Origin of the sequence: Chryseobacterium sp. KACC 21268 (assembly GCA_028736075.1) — a bacterium.
GTDB lineage: Bacteria > Bacteroidota > Bacteroidia > Flavobacteriales > Weeksellaceae > Epilithonimonas.
On sequence record CP117875.1, the window covers coordinates 2920575 to 2945323 of the forward strand.

22 protein-coding genes, 1 pseudogene and 1 riboswitch are annotated in these 24749 nt (G+C 35.2%); of the genes and pseudogenes, 9 read left to right on the forward strand and 14 right to left on the reverse strand.

The annotated features are described in order from the left end of the window. The 9 genes from PQ459_13505 to PQ459_13545 form a co-directional block, all read right to left on the reverse strand. Nucleotides 1-468: a DUF4280 domain-containing protein gene (locus PQ459_13505; protein WDF45915.1), complete on the reverse strand. Its 468-nt coding sequence runs from the start codon at nucleotides 466-468 to the stop codon at nucleotides 1-3. Between the two features lie 39 nt (nucleotides 469-507). Further along, nucleotides 508-1416: a hypothetical protein gene (locus PQ459_13510; protein ID WDF45916.1), complete on the reverse strand. Its 909-nt coding sequence runs from the start codon at nucleotides 1414-1416 to the stop codon at nucleotides 508-510. Between the two features lie 185 nt (nucleotides 1417-1601). Then, nucleotides 1602-2747 (reverse strand): hypothetical protein, encoded by a 1146-nt coding sequence (locus PQ459_13515; protein WDF45917.1) that lies wholly within the window; start codon nucleotides 2745-2747, stop codon nucleotides 1602-1604. Beyond that, a complete protein-coding gene (locus PQ459_13520) occupies nucleotides 2744-3661 on the reverse strand; it encodes a TssN family type VI secretion system protein (protein ID WDF45918.1) in 918 nt (305 codons plus the stop codon). Before PQ459_13520 ends, PQ459_13515 begins: the two co-directional genes overlap by 4 nt. A gap of 33 nt (nucleotides 3662-3694) precedes the next feature. Then, nucleotides 3695-4642 (reverse strand): hypothetical protein, encoded by a 948-nt coding sequence (locus PQ459_13525; protein ID WDF45919.1) that lies wholly within the window; start codon nucleotides 4640-4642, stop codon nucleotides 3695-3697. Between the two features lie 8 nt (nucleotides 4643-4650). Continuing rightward, complete coding sequence (locus PQ459_13530) at nucleotides 4651-6528, reverse strand: type VI secretion system baseplate subunit TssF (protein WDF45920.1); 1878 nt, start codon at nucleotides 6526-6528, stop codon at nucleotides 4651-4653. Nucleotides 6529-6539: 11 nt separating this feature from the next. Next, nucleotides 6540-6980 (reverse strand): GPW/gp25 family protein, encoded by a 441-nt coding sequence (locus tag PQ459_13535; GenBank protein WDF45921.1) that lies wholly within the window; start codon nucleotides 6978-6980, stop codon nucleotides 6540-6542. 15 nt (nucleotides 6981-6995) lie between these two features. Next, a complete protein-coding gene (locus PQ459_13540; GenBank protein WDF45922.1) occupies nucleotides 6996-7835 on the reverse strand; it encodes a lytic transglycosylase domain-containing protein in 840 nt (279 codons plus the stop codon). Nucleotides 7836-7856: 21 nt separating this feature from the next. Next, on the reverse strand, nucleotides 7857-10340 hold the full coding sequence (locus PQ459_13545; protein WDF45923.1) for an ATP-dependent Clp protease ATP-binding subunit: 2484 nt from the start codon (nucleotides 10338-10340) through the stop codon (nucleotides 7857-7859). A gap of 372 nt (nucleotides 10341-10712) precedes the next feature. Between PQ459_13545 and PQ459_13550 the strand changes: the two genes are divergently transcribed. The 4 genes from PQ459_13550 (at nucleotide 10713) to PQ459_13565 (ending at nucleotide 15968) form a co-directional block, all read left to right on the forward strand. After that, a complete protein-coding gene (locus PQ459_13550; GenBank protein ID WDF45924.1) occupies nucleotides 10713-11747 on the forward strand; it encodes a hypothetical protein in 1035 nt (344 codons plus the stop codon). Then, nucleotides 11740-12429 (forward strand): DUF4280 domain-containing protein, encoded by a 690-nt coding sequence (locus tag PQ459_13555; GenBank protein WDF45925.1) that lies wholly within the window; start codon nucleotides 11740-11742, stop codon nucleotides 12427-12429. Before PQ459_13550 ends, PQ459_13555 begins: the two co-directional genes overlap by 8 nt. Nucleotides 12430-12433: 4 nt before the next feature. Further along, nucleotides 12434-14884 carry a D-Ala-D-Ala carboxypeptidase family metallohydrolase gene (locus tag PQ459_13560; protein WDF45926.1) on the forward strand — a complete coding sequence of 817 codons (2451 nt, stop codon included), beginning with the start codon at nucleotides 12434-12436 and terminating at the stop codon, nucleotides 14882-14884. A 160-nt stretch (nucleotides 14885-15044) separates the two neighbouring features. Beyond that, complete coding sequence (locus tag PQ459_13565) at nucleotides 15045-15968, forward strand: hypothetical protein (GenBank protein WDF45927.1); 924 nt, start codon at nucleotides 15045-15047, stop codon at nucleotides 15966-15968. A 106-nt stretch (nucleotides 15969-16074) separates the two neighbouring features. On the opposite strand, the gene tssD is transcribed toward PQ459_13565, so the two are convergent. The 4 genes from tssD to PQ459_13585 all read right to left on the reverse strand — a co-directional run bounded on the left by tssD (nucleotide 16075) and on the right by PQ459_13585 (nucleotide 18462). Continuing rightward, complete coding sequence (gene tssD / locus PQ459_13570; GenBank protein ID WDF45928.1) at nucleotides 16075-16482, reverse strand: type VI secretion system tube protein TssD; 408 nt, start codon at nucleotides 16480-16482, stop codon at nucleotides 16075-16077. Between the two features lie 483 nt (nucleotides 16483-16965). Then, the gene (locus PQ459_13575) at nucleotides 16966-17316 is read right to left on the reverse strand and encodes a hypothetical protein (protein ID WDF45929.1); all 351 of its coding nucleotides are present in this window, start codon (nucleotides 17314-17316) and stop codon (nucleotides 16966-16968) included. Nucleotides 17317-17347: 31 nt separating this feature from the next. Continuing rightward, complete coding sequence (locus PQ459_13580) at nucleotides 17348-17485, reverse strand: hypothetical protein (protein WDF45930.1); 138 nt, start codon at nucleotides 17483-17485, stop codon at nucleotides 17348-17350. A gap of 353 nt (nucleotides 17486-17838) precedes the next feature. After that, complete coding sequence (locus PQ459_13585) at nucleotides 17839-18462, reverse strand: type 1 glutamine amidotransferase domain-containing protein (protein ID WDF45931.1); 624 nt, start codon at nucleotides 18460-18462, stop codon at nucleotides 17839-17841. A 162-nt stretch (nucleotides 18463-18624) separates the two neighbouring features. Here PQ459_13585 and PQ459_13590 point away from each other — a divergent pair. From PQ459_13590 to tenA, 5 genes and pseudogenes are all read left to right on the forward strand, one after another. After that, nucleotides 18625-18960: pseudogene (locus tag PQ459_13590) on the forward strand (PA2169 family four-helix-bundle protein). A gap of 300 nt (nucleotides 18961-19260) precedes the next feature. Next, a riboswitch (TPP riboswitch) is annotated at nucleotides 19261-19353 on the forward strand. Between the two features lie 62 nt (nucleotides 19354-19415). After that, the gene (gene thiM / locus PQ459_13595; protein ID WDF45932.1) at nucleotides 19416-20210 is read left to right on the forward strand and encodes a hydroxyethylthiazole kinase; all 795 of its coding nucleotides are present in this window, start codon (nucleotides 19416-19418) and stop codon (nucleotides 20208-20210) included. Next, nucleotides 20210-20848 carry a thiamine phosphate synthase gene (thiE, locus tag PQ459_13600; GenBank protein WDF45933.1) on the forward strand — a complete coding sequence of 213 codons (639 nt, stop codon included), beginning with the start codon at nucleotides 20210-20212 and terminating at the stop codon, nucleotides 20846-20848. The genes thiM and thiE overlap by 1 nt, the downstream gene beginning before the upstream one ends. Then, nucleotides 20845-21678: a bifunctional hydroxymethylpyrimidine kinase/phosphomethylpyrimidine kinase gene (gene thiD, locus PQ459_13605; GenBank protein ID WDF45934.1), complete on the forward strand. Its 834-nt coding sequence runs from the start codon at nucleotides 20845-20847 to the stop codon at nucleotides 21676-21678. Before thiE ends, thiD begins: the two co-directional genes overlap by 4 nt. Continuing rightward, nucleotides 21665-22315, forward strand: a complete 651-nt coding sequence (gene tenA, locus PQ459_13610; GenBank protein ID WDF45935.1) for a thiaminase II — start codon at nucleotides 21665-21667, stop codon at nucleotides 22313-22315. The genes thiD and tenA overlap by 14 nt, the downstream gene beginning before the upstream one ends. 83 nt (nucleotides 22316-22398) lie before the next feature. Here the strand turns inward: tenA and PQ459_13615 are convergent, their stop codons facing one another. Further along, nucleotides 22399-24729 (reverse strand): T9SS type A sorting domain-containing protein, encoded by a 2331-nt coding sequence (locus tag PQ459_13615; GenBank protein WDF45936.1) that lies wholly within the window; start codon nucleotides 24727-24729, stop codon nucleotides 22399-22401. Nucleotides 24730-24749 lie beyond the last annotated feature (20 nt).

Consider the following 24749-nt stretch of genomic DNA (forward strand, 5'->3'; position numbering starts at 1 on the left):
TTATAAATTTTTGATATTTAATAAATCTTTTTCTCGCTGAATATCACCTAGCGGAAACAATTCCGCTAAAACTTCTTTATCTGCATTTTTCACGTTCTGATTAGAAAGTTCAGCTGTCTGTCCGTGGTTGATAATCGTAATACAATCTGTAGTTCCAATAGGACAAGTTGCCTTACTACTTTCTAATAAGGCTTTGCCACCATTTTCTTCAATTGTAATTTTGTCATAAAAACCACTCCATTGCGTGACAGTAACTTGGCAAGGATTATTATTAAGTTTAGAACAGTTTCCGAACATGTTTTTTTCAAACGTCTTACCAATATCTTTTTCGGTAGCCACCAGTTTTTTACTACCTCCATTATCGTTGATGTAGCGCTTGCTTTGTGTTAAGACTTTTAATTTATCAGGAGTTGTCCCGAAGTTGCAACGGCAAATGGCGCCTTGGCAAACAAGATGTCTCTCACTCATAATATTGTTTTTACACTTCTTATCACTTAATTCAAAATATTAAATTTCGAATATCTGTACTTCAATCTTTATTTCTTTTCCTCTCTCAAAAGTGGAAACTGAACCCGTTATTGAAAATAAATCATGGGTGTCTCTATGGAATTTATATAGCCAGTCTAAACATCCCTTTTCTTCTTTTTTAACCCAGTAATCATCTGCTTCGTTGCCCGAAATCCGTAAAGCGATTTTATTCCCTCTTGTATATTCTTTTTCTAAAGTATATTTTACATTAAAATTGATATCACTTTGAATTTTAGCAAAATAAAAACTAAACGAATCCTCTTTACTGTACCCCGAATACAGCTGGTAAAGAGGAAGAAAAAAAAGTTTATAAAAGCTACTTTGAGACAAATAACTTTGTTTTGACTTCATATTTCTAAAAGTGATGTCCATCTTCTTTAAAATGTCTTCGGCAATTTCTCCAACATAATATTCCTTCAATTTCGGTGAATATTCTTTCTCCCATCTATCCTGGATTTCCTGTTCGTTTTCAATTTTAAAAAAGAGTCCTTTGTTATCTACTGATATTTTTATGGGATAAATTGCTTGCTCTGCCTTTTCAAATAATTTTTCAATAGTATTTTCAACTTCCGTATTATTGATAAAATTCTTTCCTTTTTTAATTTCAACCAAATATCCATCCCGCTTAATATCAACCTCAAAATGGATCTGAGTATTACTGTGAAGATATTTTATGACAACACCATATTTTTTTTGGCTTATTCCGATTGGATATTGCAAATCACTTGACTTTAGAAACTCCAAATTTCTGTCCTCAAAATTCTTCTTTGGCAAAAAAAGAAAAGGAACATATTTCGGAAGATGCAAAGGCAGAATCTCTCCTATCTCGCAATGTTGATTATGAAATTTGATAATGTCTTGTTTGGAAATCTGGTATTCTTTTGCCAAGACTTCCAAATCCAATAAACCATTGATTTTTAATTTGATGTAACTATCTTCTGAAAACATTCATTTACACAATTTCTTGCGATTATTAAAATTAAAAAACATATTTTGATTGGAAAAAAATCATTCTATATAATTTTAAAAATGTAGTAATTCTACGACTAAATCTATTTATTCCCTACCTAAAATTAATCGATAACACTCCAACCTTTTTTCGGATCGTCGTTGGATTTCACTTCTTGCTCGTTTACGATGATATTTTCTTTTCTCTGGCCGATGTAATCTAATTCGCTCAATTTTCCAAAAATAGATTCAAGACTTTTCAGCATTTGATTGATATTGTAAAAATATTCACCGGTATTATGATGATCGTAATTAATTTCTGCAGAAACCGTCAATTGATTCAACAATGAATGAGGTGTAATTTCGCTCCATTCTAAGCTGTAATTCAGCATTTCTTCCAACTCAGACTGGACAATCATCTGCGTATCATTGTAAAGTTGAAGTGCCAGTTTTGAGAAAATATTAATCAAGAAAATAGGAGGTTGTTCTGTTACTACATTTTTAAATTGGAAATAATTCTCCCCGATATTAGAAATAATCGTTTTACAAAGTATTTTCACGTTTTCTGCCAAAGTCACATTCTGGTTTTTATGTGCCGTTTTCTGGATAATTTTAAACGCGTATTGACGAAGATTGCTCAAAGAATTAGAGTAACTATTATAATATTCTACCAATCTCGGGTGACTTTCTATCGAACTACAAGGCGGAATAAAATGCGCATCAATCTGAGCCATTCCAGTCTTCATTGCGACTTTTCCTAGAACCAAATAATTTCCTCCGGAATAACTGCTATTCAAAATTGAAATATCTATCAACTCAATTTTGTAATTCGGTTTTGTAAAAGGATGTCTTGGCGGGATTTCTTCTGCATCAATATCTCCAAAAGATATGTGATCAAAAGGATTGACTGAAGCCAGAATATAATATTCACCGTCCATATCTTCCTGTTCATGAGACATATTTTTTGCCAGATTTCTGATATTGACTTTATAATCGAACAACTCGATTCTGTAGCCTGCAAGTGTGACAGCCGTACATTTTTTGATTGTCAGTTGCGCATCATTGGTTGCGGTGCTTTGAAGTTCGTAGATGGTTTTGTCTCCAAATTTTTCAGAAATCGGAAGCAATCCAAAGTTGTAAGAGTTGATTTGCAGAGAATTACAATCTCGGATAGAATCTATAATAAAATCTTCCTGTTGTACAAGATGATCTTTCGAAATCTTCATTCCGTCTACCCAGTTTACTGCATAATGTTTAATTGGCTGTATCATAATGTTGTCGTTATTTGGTTTGCGATATTACCTTCTTCCTGATGTCTTATGACTCTTTTGCAGATGATTGTTTGGTTTTCGGTAATTTTATTGGTTAAAATATCTTTCTCAAAATCGATGTATTTTCTAAGGCTGAAAAATGATTTTTTGATGTAGAAAATCCAATAGAAAGGTTCATCGTTTGCGTCCAATAATTTGATAGTCGTTGCTGGATTTTTGTAATTATAATCATCAACCAGGCGATAAAACCAATCTCCAAAAGTGATTCCCGTAGGAAGCGTTTTTGCTTTTACAATGAATCTCTGCTGATCTTCGGAATTTTTGCTTAATTCTACATTCAGAACCATTAATTTATCAAAATCAACACCTTGAAAATTGTGAGGTTTCTGCTCTGGATCAAATCTCCAGGTTTTGTAAATATCAAAAGGAATGCTGATAAATTGTACGAAGCAGTAATAAAAAACCAGAGGAACAATGAAAATCAAAAGACTAGTTGCAGCCATATATTCGTTGCCCAGATCTTTGCTCATCCATTTGAAAATCAATGTAAAAAGATAGCCTCCAAAAAGAATACATGTGATGCTAAGGATGCTTTCAAAAAGAATACTTTTCCAAAGTTTATCTATATATTTTCTAAAATAATGATGCAATAAATTTACGTGAAAAATCCCCAATCCCAAATAAATCACCTGTGAAAAAAGATACCAGTAAGGATTAAAAAGATTCCCCGAGAATCCCAGAAAACCAGGTAAAGAGAGGCATAACCCAGCTATCAAAATATAAAAAATGATATGTTTTATTTTGATGGCAGGTTGACTTTTGCGAATCAGTGCAAGAATAAAGACCATAATTCCCGCAATCAGTGGCATCAGAAGATATCTCAAAAAAATCTCTTTCACAGATCCTACTTCCATATTAGTTTTTTATTTTATATAATTTTATCTTTTTTAAATATACGTTGAAAATCCCAATCTATTATTGTTTCCTGTTGCACTTATGATAAATGAATCATCTCTTTTTTCAGTCACAAATTTCTCCTCAATTTTTACATTGATTGGAATAAAATAGTCATATATATTCTGCAACAACTCACGAAAAGCCGTTCCTGAAACATACTTATGAATTTGATCATACGGAATAGATCCCACTTTGATCTGCCAATTTCTTTCCCCATCCATATGTTTTCCGTTTGGGATCAAAGTAATTCCCAGTTTTGCGTTTCCTAAAGATGAAATTCCTAATTCGCCTTCGTTTTTATGAATGATATTTGGGACAAAATCAATCTCAACTTTTACATTCAAAAAAGCAGTCAGAAATCTTTCAATCCAACGTTTATTCCCTCTCACTTCGTGCAAAAACGGAAGAATGTAAAAAAAGACTTTTGCTGTTTCCAAGTCTACCTTTTTCAGAATCGGCCAAAGCTCTGTAAATGTTTCGATCAACGTATCCGACTTATCCGCAATATCAAATTCAGTTTCCTTCAATAGCGCAGAAACTTCTGTGTAGAAAAACTCCTGCTCAAAAGGTTGGAAGAAATTTCTGGCATTTTCCTCAACTTCTTTTTGTTTTCTAATAGCCTTCACAACACTCTCTACACCTCTGCTAGAAGCACTTCCCAAAGATGGCGGATGAAACAAACCTTCTGGAAGATAATCGTAAATACTCTCGCGGTACGTTTCCATAATAATTGTCTCATTATCCAGACCATAATACGTGGAATATATATTTTTGATATCCTTGAGATAAGGACGGTCATTAATCCCAACTCTTCTGACAAAAATGCTCGAACTATCATTGTAATATTTCAACAAATTGGCAGCCACCGATTCTATTTTAAAATCAGTTCCGAGTTTGTTGTACTTCAGTTCAGAAATATGTTGAGTATCGTTCATCATTAGTGAGTTTAAATTTCCAAATGCATAGCTTCTTCCACGATCATCACACGATATTCTACGCCGTCTATTGCTTTTGCTTTTATATTATTTCTTAGGACATTCGCCAGATTATCCCAGTATTTTCTTCCATAAAAAGAATAATTCAAAGGTGTGATTTCCACATCCACAGTTCTGATGAAACCTTCTCTTGGTTTGTCGCTTATCATTGTTCCACGTTTGACAGTTACAGTTTTCAGTTCGCTGTTCAACATCATTTTGCAGTAATTTTTCACATCTTCTGCAGAAATAATTTTATCTCTAGTTGTCAATGCATATTTGTAAGCCAGAATCGTATCTGACTGCTTTTTCTCTTCTGCACCGCCAGTAGTCTCAGTAACCAAAGTAATGATCTGAAATTTTTTCTGAGAATTAAGATCTGTACCGGGACGAATGCTGTTAGCCAATGAAGCGTGAGAAACCCAAAATGACGCATAAGTGTGAGTAGAATTTTCCAAAGGTTCTATGATGACGTAATTGACATCTTCTTTAAGTTCCTTATTCGCCTGCTCTACTTTTTTCATCAGACCTTTCATCTTATCAGAAATTTCACCCAAAACATCTTTCACTTTATCTCTGTTGACGATGGCGAAAGCTGCAACCTCATCTCTCAACAATTCCATTACATAGGACATCAGATCAGTTGCATTTCTGCTGGTAAAGCGTTCCATTCCACCTTTTCTGACGGTGAAAAGCCCTTTCTCAATTTCATCATTTGGAGTAAACGGAATTTCGGAATATCGTTTTCCAAGACCATCTACCACTTCTTCTACATATAAGAAAAATTCTTCTTCACTGGTTTCCATTGGGATGTTATTTCCCATAATATCCAGATTGTATTCCGTCTTTTTCCAACCACGGTTATAAACGGGAAAAGCATTCATTACAAATGAAAAATTCTCCAAAATCTCTGACGTGAATTGTGGTGGAAATTCCATTTTCAGCCAAAGGATTTTTTTATTTCTGAAAGGATCCAAAACTGAACTTCCATCTTCAATATTTTCTGGCAATCCTAGCGTAATTCTTTTCAAAAGCGATTGATAAAGACCACTGATCTCTATGAATTTGTGATTGTAAAGATTTTTGACATCTTCTTTGATCTTATGCCGAATAGATTGTTCCTCGAAAATACCTTCATAACCTTGATCTTCACTCATTTTATTATAATTAATTCCTGCAGAAACCTGCAATGGAATATTATTATGAAAAACCTTGATATGAGGTAAAAGTCTATAAATGAAATCTACTTTTTCATAAGTAGGATTTGAACAATACAAATTGAATTTTTCTGGGAAAACTTCCGATTCGTACTGACTGATATCAATGCCAATCATTATATTTCTGTATTCAGAAACATCTTGCGAAATTCTCTTAATTGGGATTTTATTCAATTGTTCATCTATATGATAAACTGTATTTCCAGCAACCATTAAGATATTTTGAGCCTTGACCAAATCAATATTATCGACTGGCGTAAAAGGAATTTCGACCTGTTTATCAGACTGTGTTTTTCTAAAAGAATTCAAATGCTTTTTAAAGAAAAATTCGGAATGTTCCATCAGGATTTCCGTATCTTCTTCCGGCATACAAAATGCAATGGCGTGAGATGGCGTCGGATGTGTATAATTGGTTGGAGTCAGCAATTTTGCCAATCGTTCCAAAATTCTTCCATTGATGCTCTGGATTTCGTTATTAGCTTTAAAAACTTCCGTACTAAATGCGTCAATCAGCAATTTTACAAACGGATCCAACGATTGGATGCTTTTCAAACCCCAGAGCTTGGTCGCATTCTGAAGCATTCTCGCTTTTATGACTTCCTTAGAAAAAGTCTGTTGTTGATCAAAACTCATACTTCTATATTTTAATCGATAGACATTGGACTTAAAAACAATTCTGTAGAAAAATTAAAACGCTCGCCTGTTGATTCCATTTTGGCATTGATTCCAACTCTCACTTTCTTCTTCACTTCGCTGAAACCTCTAGTTGCATAACTGTGTTCTACATAAGTAATATTTGCCTGAACTACTGCATTCACGATTCTTGGCTCATATTCTGCAAGTTGCCTTTGCAAGCTGGTTACGAATAGATTTTCCCACATTGCAGGCGTTACACCATTATCAAATTCTACATTCCAGACATCGTTTCCATAGTTTTCATCATATCTGTTTTCTCCTTTTTTAGTAACGATTAGTAGCATAATATTTTGAGCAATACTTTCCGCCATATCACAAGTTTCAATTTGACCGTTGCTGATCATCATATTCGCAGGATTGAAGGGAATTTTATAATTTTGGCTTTCCATAGATTAGTTTTTACATTAATTCTTCAAAGAATTGTTCAGAATTTCATTTTTATTCATCAAGAAATTAACCATCAAATCCTTAGGCAAATAAAAATTGCTTTCTCCTTGTTCACTCAGATTCTTTTCTAATTTGGGATTCCAAGCTAAAATTTCTTCTTTATTAATATCTAGCCATTCTGCAATTTCATTGATATCAAAAGCGCCATTTAATTTGGTTTCCGCTAAATTGGCTTGAGAATTCGAAAAATCTGATTTGAAAGGCGTTGTAGCTTTCCGGCTTGCAGTAAAATTTCTGTAATCATTCAGAATCTGTTCCAGCTCTCCTGTTGCATAACCTGCATTCAAATATTTCTTAACGTGATTTTGAGTTTCTAATGGAAGATAAGACGCAAATTCTGTGTAAACTCTGGAATTCGCTTTATCCATAGCCTTTTGGATATTACCTTCACCACAATTGTAAGCGGCAACAACCGTGATCCAATTTCCATATTTTCTGTACAGATTTTTCAGAGAAATCGCAGCCGTTTTGGTGCTTTTGTACATATCACTTCTGTTATCATCGGACAAACCATAACCGTTGGCGTGTGCTGACATAAACTGCCACAAACCTTTTGCCCCAGCGTGGGAAACCTGTGTATGATCCAAACCAGATTCTATAACAGCAAGGTTTTTTAAATGTCTCGGAATGCCTTTTTTCACAAAAGTATATTCTATGAAATCTACAAGTTGTTTGTTGCCTTTGATAACGCCTTTATACCTTCTCACACTCTGTTCAGATGTGTCAGATGCCGTTAAACCTTGAGCATGAAATTTTGAAACGATAATCGTAAAAAATAAAATGATAAAATATTTCATTCTTATAATTTGATTATTACTTTATGATATTACCCACTCCAAATCTTCCCTCTCATTATTCCAGCTCACATGGATTGTTTCACCTGATTTCACTTCCTCTCTAACAATTTTTTTGGAAATTGGTCGTGCCAATTGCGCTCTGATGACACCAGAAATTTGACGTGCGCCATATTTTGAACTGAATCCATTTAAAGCTAAATTTTTGATTGCGTCATCGTCAATATTGAAACCAATCCCCAATCTAGTTAAAGCTTTTCTCAATGATCTTAATTGAATACTGAAAATCTTCTCAGCCATATTTTCATTAATCGGCGCAAAAGGAATAATCTCGGTAATTCTAGCCAAAAACTCAGGTCTGAATCTTCCCGAATCCGTCATTATTTTCATCAGATTTTTAGAGTTCGGAATTTCATTTTTCTCAAAATGTTCCACAATTTGTTCACTTCCAATATTAGAAGTAAATAAAACCAAGGAATTGCTAAAATCACCTTCTTTCCCTAATTTATCGTGAATTTTACCTTCATCCATTATCTGAAGAAAAACATCGAAAACTGAAGTATGTGCTTTTTCTATCTCATCAAAAAGAACCACAGAATAAGGATTTTGTCTGATTTTATTGACCAACATTCCTCCTTCTTCATAACCGACGTAACCTGGAGGTGCACCGTACAACAATGCAGCAGAATGTTCCTCTTTAAATTCCGACATATCAAACCGAATCATCGCAGCTTCATCATTGAAAAGTAATTCTGCGATAGATTTTGCTAATTCAGTTTTCCCCGTTCCGGTTGGTCCTAGTAAGAAAAATGATCCGATTGGTTGTCCCGGCTTGTTGAGTCCGCTTCGGTTTTCTACGATCGCATCAGATAGGATTTTCAAAGCGTGATCTTGCCCTACTACTCTTTTGATGAGCATTTCCTCCATATTCAGGAGTTTTTCTTTTTCCTTGGCTTGGATTTTCCCAATTGGAATTCCAGTTTTTGCAGCCATAACTGCAGCCAATTCCAGTTTGCCAACTTTTTCTCTTTTTATCGAAGCTAACTGTATTAATTCTTCAAAGGTTGAATTAATAATATTTTTAATCTGAGCAATATCCATTGATGCTTCCAAAGTATGTTGTTCAGACAGTGAACCCCAAAGAATTGGACTCAGTTGATTTTGAAGAAGATTGTAATTCCAGATTAATTCATCAGCTAAAATCGGATCTGTTTCATCAATTTCGGCAATGATTTTATCATAATTTTCTTTCCAGGATTGTAATTCTGTTTCAGACAATTCATCCAACATTTTGATCGAAGCCATTGTTCTGTCTAGCAAATCGATTGCAGAATCTGGTAATTTTTTTCCCTTAGAATAACGCTTCGCCAAACTGACACAATCTGCCAATGCACTTCTATCGACATCTACTTGATGATGATTTTTATAACCATCTAGTAGAACATCAATCATTTTCACGCAAGTTACATCATCTGGCTCTTCAACATTCAAAACTTCAAATCTTCTATCGAAGGCGCGTTCTGGTTCTATAATTTTTCTATATTCTTCTTGTGTAGTTGCGCCAATTACTGTTATTTCTCCTCTCGCTAACTCTGGCTTCAAGAGATTAGCGACATTTCCTGCACTTCCTTTGCTATCTAAAAGAGAATGAATCTCATCTATAAAAAGAACAGCTTTGTTAATATTTTTACATTCATTAATCACTTTTTTCAGACGATCTTCGATTTCGCCTTTGTAGGAAGTCCCGGCTAATAATGATCCTGTGTCCAATTCCAATAAAGTTGCTTCTTTCAGCATCTGCGGAACATTCCCTTTATTAATTTCAATCGCAAAACCTTCCAGCAGAGCGGTTTTTCCAACGCCTGGTTCTCCAACAATAATAACATTTGGTTTTGTGCGGCGACAAAGAATTTCGATTAACATTCTGAGTTCTTTATCTCTACCGATGATATTATCTAGTTTACCCTGGTTAGCTTGCTCAGTTTTATCAATACAATAACTTTTGATAGCTGGAAATGAATTTTTATTGGGGGTAGAATGTCCCGTCAAATGATTTTCGTGAATATTGACATTTTTGTCTTCACCACGGAAAAAATTTAGAATCTCATGTTCGCGGAGAGGAAAAGATTTAAGTTCCTGAACATTGTAGGCAACATTTGGTTTCGAAATGGCAGCAAGTAAACATAGTGGAGAAATTTCATCTAATCCCAATTTTAATCGAATATCATCCGCTTCTTCAAGAATAGTACTCACTTTTTCATCTTTTATAATATCATTAGGAAGATGACCAGTTTTTGCGAGTTCTTCGATTCGAACTTCTGCCCATTCATAGATGTAAGCTGGATCTTTGTCGATATTTAAAAGAAAATCTTTTAAACCAAAATTATTGTGCAAAAGCGCTTGTAAAAGATGGGAAGCTCCATATTGATTATTGTAATTTTCTCTTGCTACAGATTCAGCAATATGAAAAACTTCTTTTATTGTCTCGTTAGTTACCAGTACACTCATAATTTTGATTTTAGTTTTTGTATCTAATAATTAATGGTAAGGCTTATCAAATCAGAAAAACTGATTTCCTAATTCGCAGTAAAAATGATGCCACAACGATTGAATTAACAACATTAATTTAATATTACTAGAAAGTATTCAAAACATAAAGTTATTTTAATCATACAATAACAATTGTATAATCAATATTATCATAACTTAGTTTTTTATCACATGATATCTCACACTGTTTTCAAGAGAGGATTATCAACCATCTTTCAAAATTTACAATCGTAGAATTACTACACTTTTTCAAATAAACAGAATTACTGGAAATAATGGAATATGATTAGCTAAATTTAGAAGAGAAAATCTGTTAGCAAATCCCAAGTTATGGACGACAATATTTTACTTTATGACATAAAAGCTGGCGATAACCTTGACATTATAGCTCACAAAATCGGGATGACAGGTGATGAACTGAAAGATTTTCATAATAGTCATTGTGATAAAATGAATAGATTGTGGTTTAATAATTTAGCTGGTGTAAGGCAAATTATTATTCCTAAACAATATAAAAATCCGGAGCAGGCCAAAATTGAATGCGAGAAAGAATTGCCATCAGCCAGTGTGACGAAAGATTTTTATGCTGATACTTACTTTGTAAAAGAATCATTTTCGGGAATTACGGAGAATAATTTAAGATTAGAATATAAAGTTGATATTAAATTCAGAGAAAAAAAAGAAACTAATCTTCCTTTTGAGATTGTAGATGTTCAAACTTATGATTTTTTAAAAAATGGGTCAGTGCCAGATGATAAAATAAGCTTAATTTCTTTAGCTTGTATGCAGTGTATTTCGCCAATTTCTTTTACAATTCCAGTGCAGGGAAAAATCTCTGGATTTTTTGAATTTGAGAATCTCAGGAAGAGATTCAGTGAAAAACGAGTGCATTTGGAAGATTTTTTCGTCGGAGAAGTTTATCAAGCTTACTTCAAACGATTTTTCGAAAATCTTGAAAAAAAAGATTATACCTTAAAAATGTTTACGTCATGCTTATTATACCAATTATTATTTCCTAAAATGGATTGGTTTTATAAATCGGGACAGTGGACAGAGCAATTTTATTTGTTACCAAACTCGATGTTTATCAATTGCTCAACATCGGCAAGGTATAATCACGAAGATGAAAATATTGTTGTTACAAAATTGAAAGGTATGATAAAGGATTTGTTCAGCCTTCAGGATATTTTGCGAGGACAGTCTTTTGATAATTATTCTCAAGAATTGGCGGATGGAGAAATAAACCTTATTTACAAAACTGATAAGAAGACAAAAAAAATGCTAGGGGCAGAAGCTTCGATAATATTTAGAAAAGATTCTGAAATTGTAAGAGAACAAACTTTAAAGCTGCTACAAAATGGATAGAAATTCTGATTTAAATACACTTTCCAATGAAAATTCAAATACTGATTTCAGTAATCCCAATATATCGACTGGTGAAGATTTTTTGGAGGTTGATGAAGGACGTGACACAATGGAGGATGAAAGCTCTGGCGAAGATGAAGACGAAAATAAGAATTTGGATGATCAGACAAACGAAATTGAACCGAAAAATCAAACTAAGTCAAGCGAACACGATGGCAAATTTCTAGTGGTACAAAAAGGTCTATCATGCTGTGATAAAGGTTCTAAATTTCCGTCATTCAAAGTGACAAGCCATCAAAAACATTATTGGAATGATGAAGATGGAAATGCTGATTATCTTGTAGTTACAGAAGATGATCTTAATTTTAATCCTTTAGGAATGCCATTCGGTGCATGTTCCGTTAAAAACGGAAATCCTTGTGCTTTTGCACCTTCAGGAAAGTGGACTAAAACCTATGAAAAGGTAAAGGTATCTGGGAAAAAGTGCGTGACGGAGATTTCTGAATTGCTTTGTTCCGTCGGCGGAAAAATAACCGTTATGAAACACGGTCAACAAACGGAGGCAGGAAAAAGCAATACCAACAATGCCAATTCACAAGAACAACAGACCTACAATCCAATGATAGATTTTGAGGAATTCAAAGAAGAAATCAATCAGGCTGATCAACTTTATTACACCTAAAACTATGGCGGCAATCATCGGTAATCAGAATCCAAAAGTTGGAGAAACTAATTTCTATGAAGTCAGTATTTTCGGCGCACTACCCTACTATAATCCTAATAGTACTTATGAGTGGTATCTCTTCAAAAAACAAAAGAACGGCAACTGGATAGATATTACCAAAAACGGAATTCCAAAAATTGGAACTAAGGTTGACTACACATTTTTTGAACCTGTAGCAGGCGATTTATTTGAAATCAGAATCTTCGAAATCAGGCAAACTCTACTTCCAACAACGCAAAACACCAAAACATTCTACGGCAAACTGGAAATTACGCCCACAGCTAGTATAAAGGAGCAAATTAATAAAGTGGTTCTTTTCAACCGTGGAAAAGTTGATGTAAACAAGGCTGATTATCGAGATACTTTGATTGCCCAAGCTTTCTGCACAGGACTTTTTGGGAAGGAAATAGAATTCCAGCTTTGGGAGGATGATGCGCTTGGGGATGGGCATAACCCTGAAATTAACAAAAGCAACAGAATCCCAAGGGTTTATAATGCCACTGTTAATGAAAAAGGTATTGCTGAAGCGAAAATTCCACTGAGTGCTGATGAAAAAGTGATGCGACAAATAGCCAATAAATATCTGATGAAAGGCGATGAAGACGAAGGTGCCACTCACGAATTTTATGTTACTGCTACCCATCTAGGTAAAGGTGAAAAAGCGAGTCAAATCAATGTGAATGTGGCAAATCCTGATTACAGACCAAAACCAAAACAAAATTCTGCCAAATTTCCGGCAACTATTGCAAGTAAGACTAAGAAACAGCCTGACCCAAAAGGAAAAATAACAGATGCGTATTTTGTTGATGCCAATGAAAAAAAATTGACTAAGGTTGAGGTCGGAAATAAAATTCGGGTTAGGATCAATTCCCAGAATCTGAAAGGCAAAAGCATCCAATATGTCATCTGGGAATATGATAATCTTTCTACTAATGACGAAGTTTACCGTAGTGGAAAAATAAGGGTTGACCACGATGCGATTGTTACAATGGGATTTACATTAACGGAAAGTATTTTTTCTAAAGGGACTTCTGGCATTTGGGGAGATTCTGACAATGAAAAACAGAATTACTTTATAGAAGTTATTGTACTGGATGTTTCTGCTGAATCTAAAAAATTCGGTATTGATTCTGATGGTTTGATGACGGTTGAAAAATTGAAAAGTCCAGCCGTAATTAATAAAAAAGATAAAAAGGACACAATTGGAAATTGCATTTGCCAAGAGCAATACAAAGATCTCATTTGGGGAGGAAAAGTCAGTTGTCAATTCAGAAAGAAAGTTGTGCAAATCTGCACGGAACTTTGGGGAGAAGATCGAAAAATGGAGATGTCCAATGGTCTAATGGCAGTAATGAATGTCGAAACTGCTGGCTCATTCAAAGCGCATCAAATAATGGGTAAATCTTTACAAGATGTGAACTCTATAACTAAGGATGATTTTTGGCTCTACAAAAAAGATAAAACTGGGAAAATCATTTCTAAAGGTTCTAGAGCCGTGGGTCTGATTCAATTTACACAATCTGCTTTGCAGGCTATCGGAGAATTTAAATCTGGGACTGGCTTTGATAAATTACACGAGTTGAAATTAAAATTAGCCAAAATGGGCGAGGTCAATCAACTGGATTATGTCAAAAAGTATTTTGAAGATAGTAAATCCAAGATAAAAAGTCCAGAAGATATCTATCTGCACGTTTTTGCTCCAAAAGGTGTTGGAAAAGCAGATAACTTCGTTCTGTACGAAAGTGGCACGGAGGAATACAGGCAAAACGCCAGTGTAGATACAAAAAGTACCGGCATATATAAGGATGACAAGAAGATTCAGCGGTCGGAAATCTTGGAACGTTATTATCATAGTTTGAAAGAAGGACAAAATAATAAGCCACTAGAGTTCAAATGTTCATCTTCTGAAACTGCGCCAGTTTCTAAATCACCTGCAACTCCGAAAGAAGACATGCTGAGTGTTCATTTAAGTCTGGCACAAGCTATAAGAAGTGATACCGCTAAGCAAAATGGATTGGATAACACTCCAAGCGCAGCAGAAAAGGAAAATCTGAAGCAACTTGGCATAAATATTTATGATAAAATTTACGATCAATTTAATGGTAATGTGAAGTTGACAAGTGTTTTTCGAAGTGAGGCTGTTAATAAAAAAGTAGGTGGTTCAAATACTTCGCAGCATCGTTTCGGGCAGGCATTAGACATCCAAGGTACCAACGGGATTACCAATAAGCAAATATTCAAATATGTTAGACATAATCTGAGTTACCATCAGATCATTTGGGAGTACGGAAGCAAAAACGAACCAGATTGGGTGCACGTTGGCTACAAACCAAGTGGAAATAAAAAGATCAACACTAGAGCTGTACGCATCAAAGGGAAAACCAATTATATAACTTTCGATTTAGAAATTTAAAAATCATAATTTTATGAGAAATCTGACCACTTTATTTATTTTATCGTGCCTTTTGTGTTGTAAAAAAGAATCTGGCAATTTATCAAATACTATAAAAAAAGATTACACTTTTGACTACAATAAACAGTCAATTGATGATCTCGCAAATTCAAATTCATATTTGAATACAGAAGAAAATGAGTACGATCAATTTTTAAAACCAATTTCAAGAGCAGAATTCATCAAAGACTCATCAGCTTATCAAAATAATCTCGATGAAAAGAAATATAGGTTTAGCAGCAACATTTTAAAAACAGACTACGGAAATATAAAAATGATTCCCACCAATGATAAAAACTCAGATTCATTTGTCAATTATTCTTATGCAGGTTTTTCCGATTTGATTAATAGCCATATCATCAATTTAAAGCTCTACGACGGTGAAAAGGCATTGATATTAAGCAACAAAGATTATAAATCAGCAACTATTTCATCTCTGCCCTATTTTTCTAAGAGTAAATTATACGCACTGAACTTTAAGAATTCTGATGGACTTTCATCCCAGATCTCTATTTACGATATCAAGGAAAAAAAACTAAAGCATTTTACAACGCTATGGTCAGAAAACTTTTTGACAGATGATGTCTTTTGGGATTCAGATGATAATATGATTCTTAAGCTGAGAAAAAATGATTCTGGCAAAATTTCCTATTCTAAATTAGTAATTTCGGATATTAAATCATTAGATAAAAACGATATCATATCGACTAAAAAAGAGAACAGCCAATCTTGGAAAGGCGAATATCAAATTACAACAAAAGCCATAAGTAATTATAATCAAAAAGAAATAGATTTACTATACTCCATATCACTAGCATCAGACGAATCAGCTATATTAAGTATTGGAGCGGACCAAGCTCAAGATTACTGGTGCGAAGGCGAGTACTATCTCACTGAACAAAATGGAATTCTAAAAGCGACTGGAAAATGCGATGAAGATGACATCAACGATTTTTATTTGAAACAAGAACAAGGACGTTATTATATCAAAAGCAAACGTTTTCTAGACCAAAATTGGATAGTTCTGATAAAAAGCAACAATTGATTTTGGTTTAGAGAAACCGTTATTGCTAAAATTTACACCGAGAATCTATATAAAAAATCCTGACGAATAAATTTTCATCAGGATTTTTAACTAAAAAGTTTTATGACTATTTTGCTCCTGGCCAAATTCCGTCGTAAGAAGAATTACCGTAGTCGATTTTTTCTGCACTGATGACAAAGCTTACGAACATATTGTCCTCGTTCAAAGCATCATAATCCACCTCGTGCTGGATTACATAACCATTGTCCCATTTCAAAGTTGTCAAAGTTCCTTCTTCGTGAGATTTGTTAAAAGTTACTTCACCATTTGTTGGTTTGTACTTCCCGTTCAATAAACTTTCCAAAATTCCTGAATCCTCAGTCGCTTCAACAGTGATTTTAATCAATGCGTTGGAAGGGTCTGATGCAACTCTACCGGAAACGTCTGTGTTTCTTGATACACCGTAATTCAGTTTAAGAATTTTTTGTTCTGATCCGCCGTTGAATTTTAATACGGCTCTTGAATTGTTTGCCATGATTTCTAAAATTTAATTGTTAATATATTGTATTTTAATGTTTTCCTTACTTTTAACATACCAAAGATAGAACCACAGCACTTAAAAAAACGTAGTAGAATTACTACAATTGCCATATAATATTAAGTTAGGTGTGGAACATTTTTTCATTCAATATCAACTATAAATCATTTTTCAGAAATGAAATATCAGCTTGGTTATTACAATAGAAAAAAGACAATTTACATAAAAATCTAAATACCAAAGCATTATCAAAAGTGAGTGAATGATATTAATCTGCTTTTTTGAGAATATGAGATTCTTTTCAATAAATACTTCAATTATCTATAAATTCTATTTGGCAAAACTATATTAGCAGATTACCAGTACCAAAAGGACGATAAGCACACACTTTTATTGTACTCAAACTAAGAAACCGTTAAAATTTATTCGTACCTATCTTTATACGGAGACAGTAGGATACCTTTTACTGTCTTGATATGCCTAAACCTTATTTCTGGTATCGGCATGAAATTGTCCACTTGATTTGGGTATTGCATACTTGCACATTAGACAATCAGCTACAATCTCTCCCATTCCACTGCTGTCAAACGTTTCACAGACTATCTTCGCCGGAAAACAGCTCAATCTACTAAAGGTGTACTTCTTGAAACGGGAATTAAAGCTTAGTTTGAAAAATATTCCGATAGATCGGCTTCTTTTATTCTCTGGTTTGATCTCGTACTGAAGTTTACATCTCTGTTTTACAGGAACCAGCAACCGTTCTTCAAGAATTTCAATCTCGGACTTACCTCTTGGAGAATAGAACAAGAATGTAAGAAACTTAAAAGACATATTCTTTCTTTGTCGTTAGATATGGAATACTTTAATTAAAAAATTCAAAGTTATCATTGGTCATTACCTGTGCACCATAACTTAGCATTTCTTCTGCCCAAGAGATCTTATCGTCGAGGACATTTTCCTTGATGTTTTGTGCCGGTTTTCTCACTCGCCTTAATGACAATCGTTGCATCACTGATCAACTCCATTGTGCGGTTTCTTATAGGGAAACTTTTGGGTAACCTTGAAATTCAATAGCAGTTTTGTGTGCGATTGAATCGATACCTTCCGCTAAACCACTAACGACAGTGACATCATTTTGCACCAACAGCTACACGATCTTCCTTGTTCTTTCTGCTTATAACCATTTCAGATACCTTCCAAGAACCAACAACCGCTAAAACCTTGAAGCATTTTCAATTCTTTGATTCTTACTATTAAAGCGACAAAAAATGCCGCTTTATCAGTAAATGTTTTAAAACATTAAATCAGTTTCAATAGCTCCTCCGCAACTTTTTCAGAAGAAGCTGGATTTTGTCATGTGATTAGTCTTCCTTCAACTACTGCATAAGGAGCCCAATCTTCAACTTTACTATATGATCCACCATTCCTTTTAAGCATATCCTCCACCAGGAACGGAACAACATCAGTCAGTTGTACTGCCTCTTCTTCCGTATTGGTAAATCCGGTGACATTTTTACCCTTCACCAGATATTCACCATCTATTTTTACATCCTTCAAGACCCCGGGTGCATGACATACAAACGCTACTGGTTTATCATTGTTATAAAAATCAACAATAAGGTCTTGTGAAACTTTATCTTCAGCCAGATCCCACAAAGGACCATGTCCACCAGGATAAAATACCGCATCAAAATCTTCGCTTTTAACTTCCGATAACTTATGTGTATTTTTTAATTTTTCGTTTAATACCTCATCATCGTCCATTCTGCGTGTAGCATCTGTCTGAGATGAAGGGTCTTCACTTTTCGGATCAATCGGCGGTTGACCACCCTTTGGAGATGCCAATGTGATCTCTACCCCTTTATCCGATAATGCATAATAAGGAGCGGCCAATTCTTCAGTCCAGAATCCTGTCTTTAAACCTGTATTTCCTAATTCATCGTGATTCGTAAGCACGAATAATACTTTTTTGCTCATTTTTATAATTATTTATTTGTAACTACAAAGTTGGAATTTACCTATTTTTTAACAAAGGATCCAAATCACTATTTAAAAGTGATCCGGATCACATTTTTTATTGCTTCAACTCCTTTTGGATCATAGAATTATACGCCGACATAGTCAACATTAAAGGAAAAGTATGAGCACACCATTTCCCACACCAAGATAATGAAGGTCGAGATTATCAATCTGATAACACAATGTGGCAGAAATCCTGAAGATTCAGCATCAGTCACCGGTACATTGCACAGGGCGTGGATCGATATTAAAAATGCATTTGTGATCAGTGACCTTGAATCATCGACTTTGCAAAATGTAATGTTTGGAGAGAATGCAGCGATTCAGTCCTACCAAGACGCTTTAGACACAAATGAACTAAATACTGAAAGCTTCAGTGTAATAGGTGATCAACTAAAAAGGATCAAGGATTCAGCTCAGGAATTCAGGGGAATTGCTGAGAGTATCAAATCATAAAAATTAGACATACAGATGAAGATACAGGACCGTAATATTTTCGGTCTTTTTTTGCGTTTTACCTTGCGTAAATTCTTCTTCATTTTATTTAATTACCAAAAGAGATTATTAAGAGCTATCTGATATGGACGTCAAATAGTATAAGTCTTCTGTTCTTTCGCTTATAGTCTTAAATTTATTTTTCCTACTACCTTCTTTTGACTTAGACTTTTAAATAAGTTTACAACTATTATAAAAAAATAAATTAAGTAACAATTCAACTATTTTCTTTCTTGATCTGATATTTTTAAGTAATTTTACATTATGCTTTAGGGGTATTCTGAAAAGAATTGAGAGAGTCCCTTTGAACCTGATACGGCTAACACCGACGTAGGGAAAAGCAATAAGTCATTCACTTAAAAATGGCTGTTGTTTCTTTTATTTTTCCTAAAGCATTTATTTTAAAATATTTGAATATGGAAAATAATCTTTGGAAACACATCCTTACTGTTAGAGAATCGTCCCCTCTCGTACACAGCATCACCAACTATGTAGTAATGAACAATACCGCTAATGCACTTCTTGCCATCGGTGCCTCTCCTATTATGGCGCACGCCAAATCTGAAATGGAAGAAATGGTTTCGATTTCTCATTCTCTGGTCGTGAATATCGGGACATTGGATGAATATTGGGCAAAATCAATGTTACTGGCAGTGAAAAAAGCCAATTCATTAAACAAACCTTGGGTTCTGGATCCTGTTGGAGCTGGCGCCACTTCTTATCGCGACACTGTACTAAGCGAACTTTTAACTTTGAATCCCACAGTAATCCGTGGAAATGCATCAGAAATCATTGCTTTGGCAAAGGCCAATGTCACAGCAACCAAAGGCGTTGACAGTACAGCCAAGAGCGACGAGGCCATAGAGGCAGCAAAAAATCTGGTTCGAAATTATGGTTCGATCGTCTGTATTTCTGGCGAGACAGATATTATCATTAATGATAAACAAGGTATATTTTTAAAAAACGGCCACGAGATGATGACAAAAGTAACAGGACTTGGTTGTACTGCATCAGCACTGATAGGCGCATTTGTTGGCGTCATCGAAAATAAAACAGAAGCTGTAGCCACGGCAATGAGCTTACTGAGTATTGCCGGTGAGTTGGCTTCTGATCTAAGTGTTGGACCGGGAAGTTTGCAGCTTCATATCATTGATAAGATTTTCAATATGACGGAAAAAGAATTTTCACATCATCTTAAACTAAGCTATTAATGAGCCTTCATCCAAAATTTCCTTATCAGTTGTATTTGGTCATTTCTGAAAAAGATTGCTTAGGAAGAAACTTTCTGAAGGTTGCAAAAGAAGCTATCCTCGGCGGTGTTGACATCATCCAGTTGCGTGAGAAAAATATTGGAAAGAAGGAATTTCTTCAAAAGGCATTGCAGCTAAAGGACGTTACAGAAAAATACAACATTCCGCTCATTATCAATGATCACCCTGAAGTTGCGGAAAAAGCTGATGCCTTTGGAATTCACGTCGGAAATAATGATATATCCCCGACATCTTTGAGAGATCAATCATTCTTCAAAAACAAAATGATCGGCTACTCTATCGAGTACCTAGAACAGTTGGAAAATGAGCAAACCTCTACTTCAGATTATCTTGGAATAAGTCCGATATTCAGTACCAACACAAAAGAAGATACGGTGACTGAATGGGGAATTGATGGTCTTACGAAAATCAAAAGCTTAACAGACAAACCTTTGATTGCTATTGGAAATATCAATCTAGAAAATGCACAAATGATCATGAAAGCTGGCGCAAATTCCTTAGCGGTGGTCTCTGCAATATGCGCCTCCGAGAATCCACAGAAAACAGCTTCCGAACTTAAAAATGAAATATTGAAATGAAAAAATACACTTATCCTTCCGTATTGACAATCGCAGGTTTCGACGGAAGCGGTGGCGCAGGTATTCAAGCGGACATCAAGACTTTTTCGGCTTTGGGATGCTATGCCACATCTGTTCTCACAGCTTTACCAGTACAAAACACACAAGGCGTGAGGAAAATCTATCCTATTCCAATGGAAGCTGTCGAAGAGCAAATAGAAGCGGTGCTAGATGATATTTTTCCAAGGGCTATAAAAATTGGAATGGTTCATACACCAGAATTGGTGGAAACGATCGTTAATACACTAAGAAAATATCCAAAAATCCCAATTGTATTCGATCCCGTTATGGTTGCCACCAGCGGACACCGATTGATCGAAGAAGAGACCATCACCACCATAGTAGAAAAGCTCTTTCCTATAGCCGAGATCATTACACCAAATATGGACGAAGCTACGATCCTGGCCGACATGAAAGTGAAAACTTTAGAAGATATGGAGAACGCAGGAAGAATCATTCTGAAATCTGGATGCAATAATATTCTGCTGAAAGGAGGCCATCAGGAATCGCCAATAATTACATCTTTATTATTAAACCAAAACGGTGAATTAACTTCTTTCGAAACTGAAAAATTTGTCACCAACAACACCCACGGATCCGGCTGTACGCTGTCTTCCGCAATTGCAGCTTTTCTGGCTCATGGCGAAGATTTGAAAAGCGCTGTAACTCTTGCACAGGAATATGTTTTCGAAGCTATAAAAAATGGAAAAGACGTCGTCACCGGAAAAGGAAATGGTCCACTCAATCACTTTTATAATCCAATTAAACTAATCAAAAATGAAATGGTCTGAATCCGCTTGGCTACGAATTGAAGAACGATATCAATCAATATTGACAATACCTTTCATCTTAGAATTGTCTGATGGAAGCCTATCTAAGGAAAAGTTCCAGTTTTATATGGCGCAGGATTCTTTGTATCTTGAACATTTTGGTAGAGCTTTGTCGTTGATCGCAGCACGAGCCCATCATATAGATGATACATTAGAATATATGCGATATGCAGAAACGGCAATCGTAGTTGAAAATGCTTTGCACGAATTTTATTTTGAGGATTTTGGATTGACTGAAAGAGGAAAGATGCAGCCAGTCTGTCATCATTACGTTCACTATCTGAAAAGCACAGCAGCTTTGGATCCGGTGGAAGTTGGAATGGCTGCAGTTCTGCCCTGCTTCTGGATCTACAAAAAAGTTGGGGATCATATCTACAACAACCTTCAATCTGACAACAATCCTTACCAGAAATGGATCGACACGTACGGCGGAGAGGAATTTGCTGAAGCTGTCCAAAAAGCCATCGACATCTGTAACAGAGTTGCCAATGAAACCACTCCAGCAATGAGAGAAAAGATGACGGAAGCGTTCATCACGGCTTCGATTATGGAATATCATTTTTGGGAAGCGGCGTATGATCTGAAGACGTGGATTTGAAAAAATAAATTTATTTCCATTTAAACATAGGAACGGGAGCAAAAATTTGCTCCCGTTCTTTTTTAATCAAGTTCTATGTATAATTATTTTCTTACAACTTTTTTGGAGATAGATTTTCCGTTGTTCAAAGTTGCATTCAAGATGTAAACGCCTCTTGGTAAATTGGAAAGATCTACTTTTTTGGAAGATGACCTCAATACACTTCTTCCATTGAAATCAAAGACGTTAATGTCCTTTACATTTTCATTCAACACTGTCACATAATCAGATGTTGGATTTGGATAGATGACCAAATCAGAGTTTGATAAAATATTGATATCAACAGATAAAGTCTGCAAGTTGATCTTATATTGAATCAATCCCAAGTCAGATGTGCTGATATAAACATCAACTTTTTCGTCTGGCGTAAAATCAATAGATGCAGATTCTGAAAACAGATAATTCAGATCTTCAGGTGAAATCTCGGTCCAAGCCTGACCAAAATCTTTGGAATAAACAATTCTCACTTGGGATGGCGGATACGCATATCCATCACCTGTTCCATCCATAAAATTGGAAGTTGCGACGATGACACCGTTTTTATAAGGTGAAAATTCTGCATTGTTGATGACATTCCCATTGTAGACGTGATTCCACTTTATCCCTGCATCATCAGAGAGGAAAATTCCTTTTGTGGTCGAAAGCAGTAATTGATTTTTATTAAATGGATTACTTTTGATATCATAAATATAATCATTGCCGGATTCCAAAACTCCCAAACCGCTTTCCGAAGCTGTCCAGGTTTGTCCGCCATCTGTCGTTTTGTAAACGTTATTATCCTGAGAAAGCAGAACATTATTCTCATTATTTTCATCGACGATGATTCCAAAGACAACACCGAAAGAAGGAAGAATTACTTCTTCGCTGGTAATGGCACTCATATCAGTGAAATCAAATTTTCTGACAGACTCACTGAAAGACACCCAAGCATGATCTGTATTCTGTTTAGAAGTCGCTATTTTCATGATATTAAGTCCAAAACCACTGTAACCTGTGGAATAATCTACACCGTGATTATTGCTCACAGCAAAGCTTGATCCCATAAAGCCACTTGTACTGATGTACACTCTTCCGGCAACTAATGGATCCGCAAAAAGCCCGTTATTGTTGAAATTTGGGAAGAAGTTAATTGGATGATGACCAATTGCAGTCTCTTCTCCAGATTGAAAATTTTTATGCATAAATCCTCTTCTCAGACCATAGTACAAATGCTTCTCCGTGCCTTTATGAAAACTGACTCTGCCTGTATTATTGGCAAATGGATTTTTGAATCTTGTCATTGTAATACCACCGTCCAAAGAATGGAACGGATAGAAGTTGGAACTGATAATCACTTCACTATTATTTGAAGGATTGAAAGTTGCATTCAGTCCGTAATAGTATGTGTTTTCGAGATCATCATTGGGATGAACGTAATTCGTCCAGCTGTTTCCGCCATCTTTAGAAATGACGATCTCATTCTCTTCCAAGATCAAGATCTCGTCATTGTTTTTTTGATTGATGACTATTTTCTGGATGCTGTTAGTGGAAAGGTCTGTCCAACTAATCGGGACAACGTTCCAAGTACTTCCACCATCATTGGATCTGTAAAGATTTTGCCTTTGATCTTCTGACAGATAAAAACTTCCTAAAAACATTTTTTGAGGATCCGCTGGATCGAATGCTAGCGCTGAAAAATTAGTTCCGGCAAGTTTTTCTGTCCACGAACTTCCTGCATCTTCAGAAACGAATAATCCACCGTACTTCGTATCCGGCGAAAAACCTCTTGACAGAAAAATCTTTTTTGGATCTGATGGATGTATCGCCACGTTATTCACGTGAATCCCGTCATTGTCAAAACTCGAATATACTTTCTGCCAATTACCTCCTCCATTTTCGGTGTAGAAAATATCTGTTGTCAAACCAAAATTAAACATAAATGTCGTGTGCAAAAGAATATTTTCCTGATCAGAACCGGTAACTGAATAAGAAACAATCAGATTACCAGGCATTGATCCGTTCGGAGAATTGATATTTTTTACAACAGAGCCATTTGAAGGATCAATAATGATAATTTGATTATAAACCGAACCTTCCGCCTGAACAATGAAACTGAGATACTTTTGATCCTGAGTCCATTTCAGATCTTTGATGGTTCCAAAAATTTGGTCTATTGGGAATGAGTAGAGAACTTCCCAGTTTTGTCCATTGTCAGAACTTTTAACAACGTGATTGGTCACCGTATGCGCATATAAAACATTTGGTTTGACAGGATCGTAAGTCACATCGAAGACCTGTCCGTAATTCGGCGAAGTCAATAATGTCATCTGAGCCAAAACTCTGTTCGAGAAACTGAAACAGATCACCATTAAAAAAAGAGTAAGAATTTTCTTCATAATCAAAAATTTATTTAATG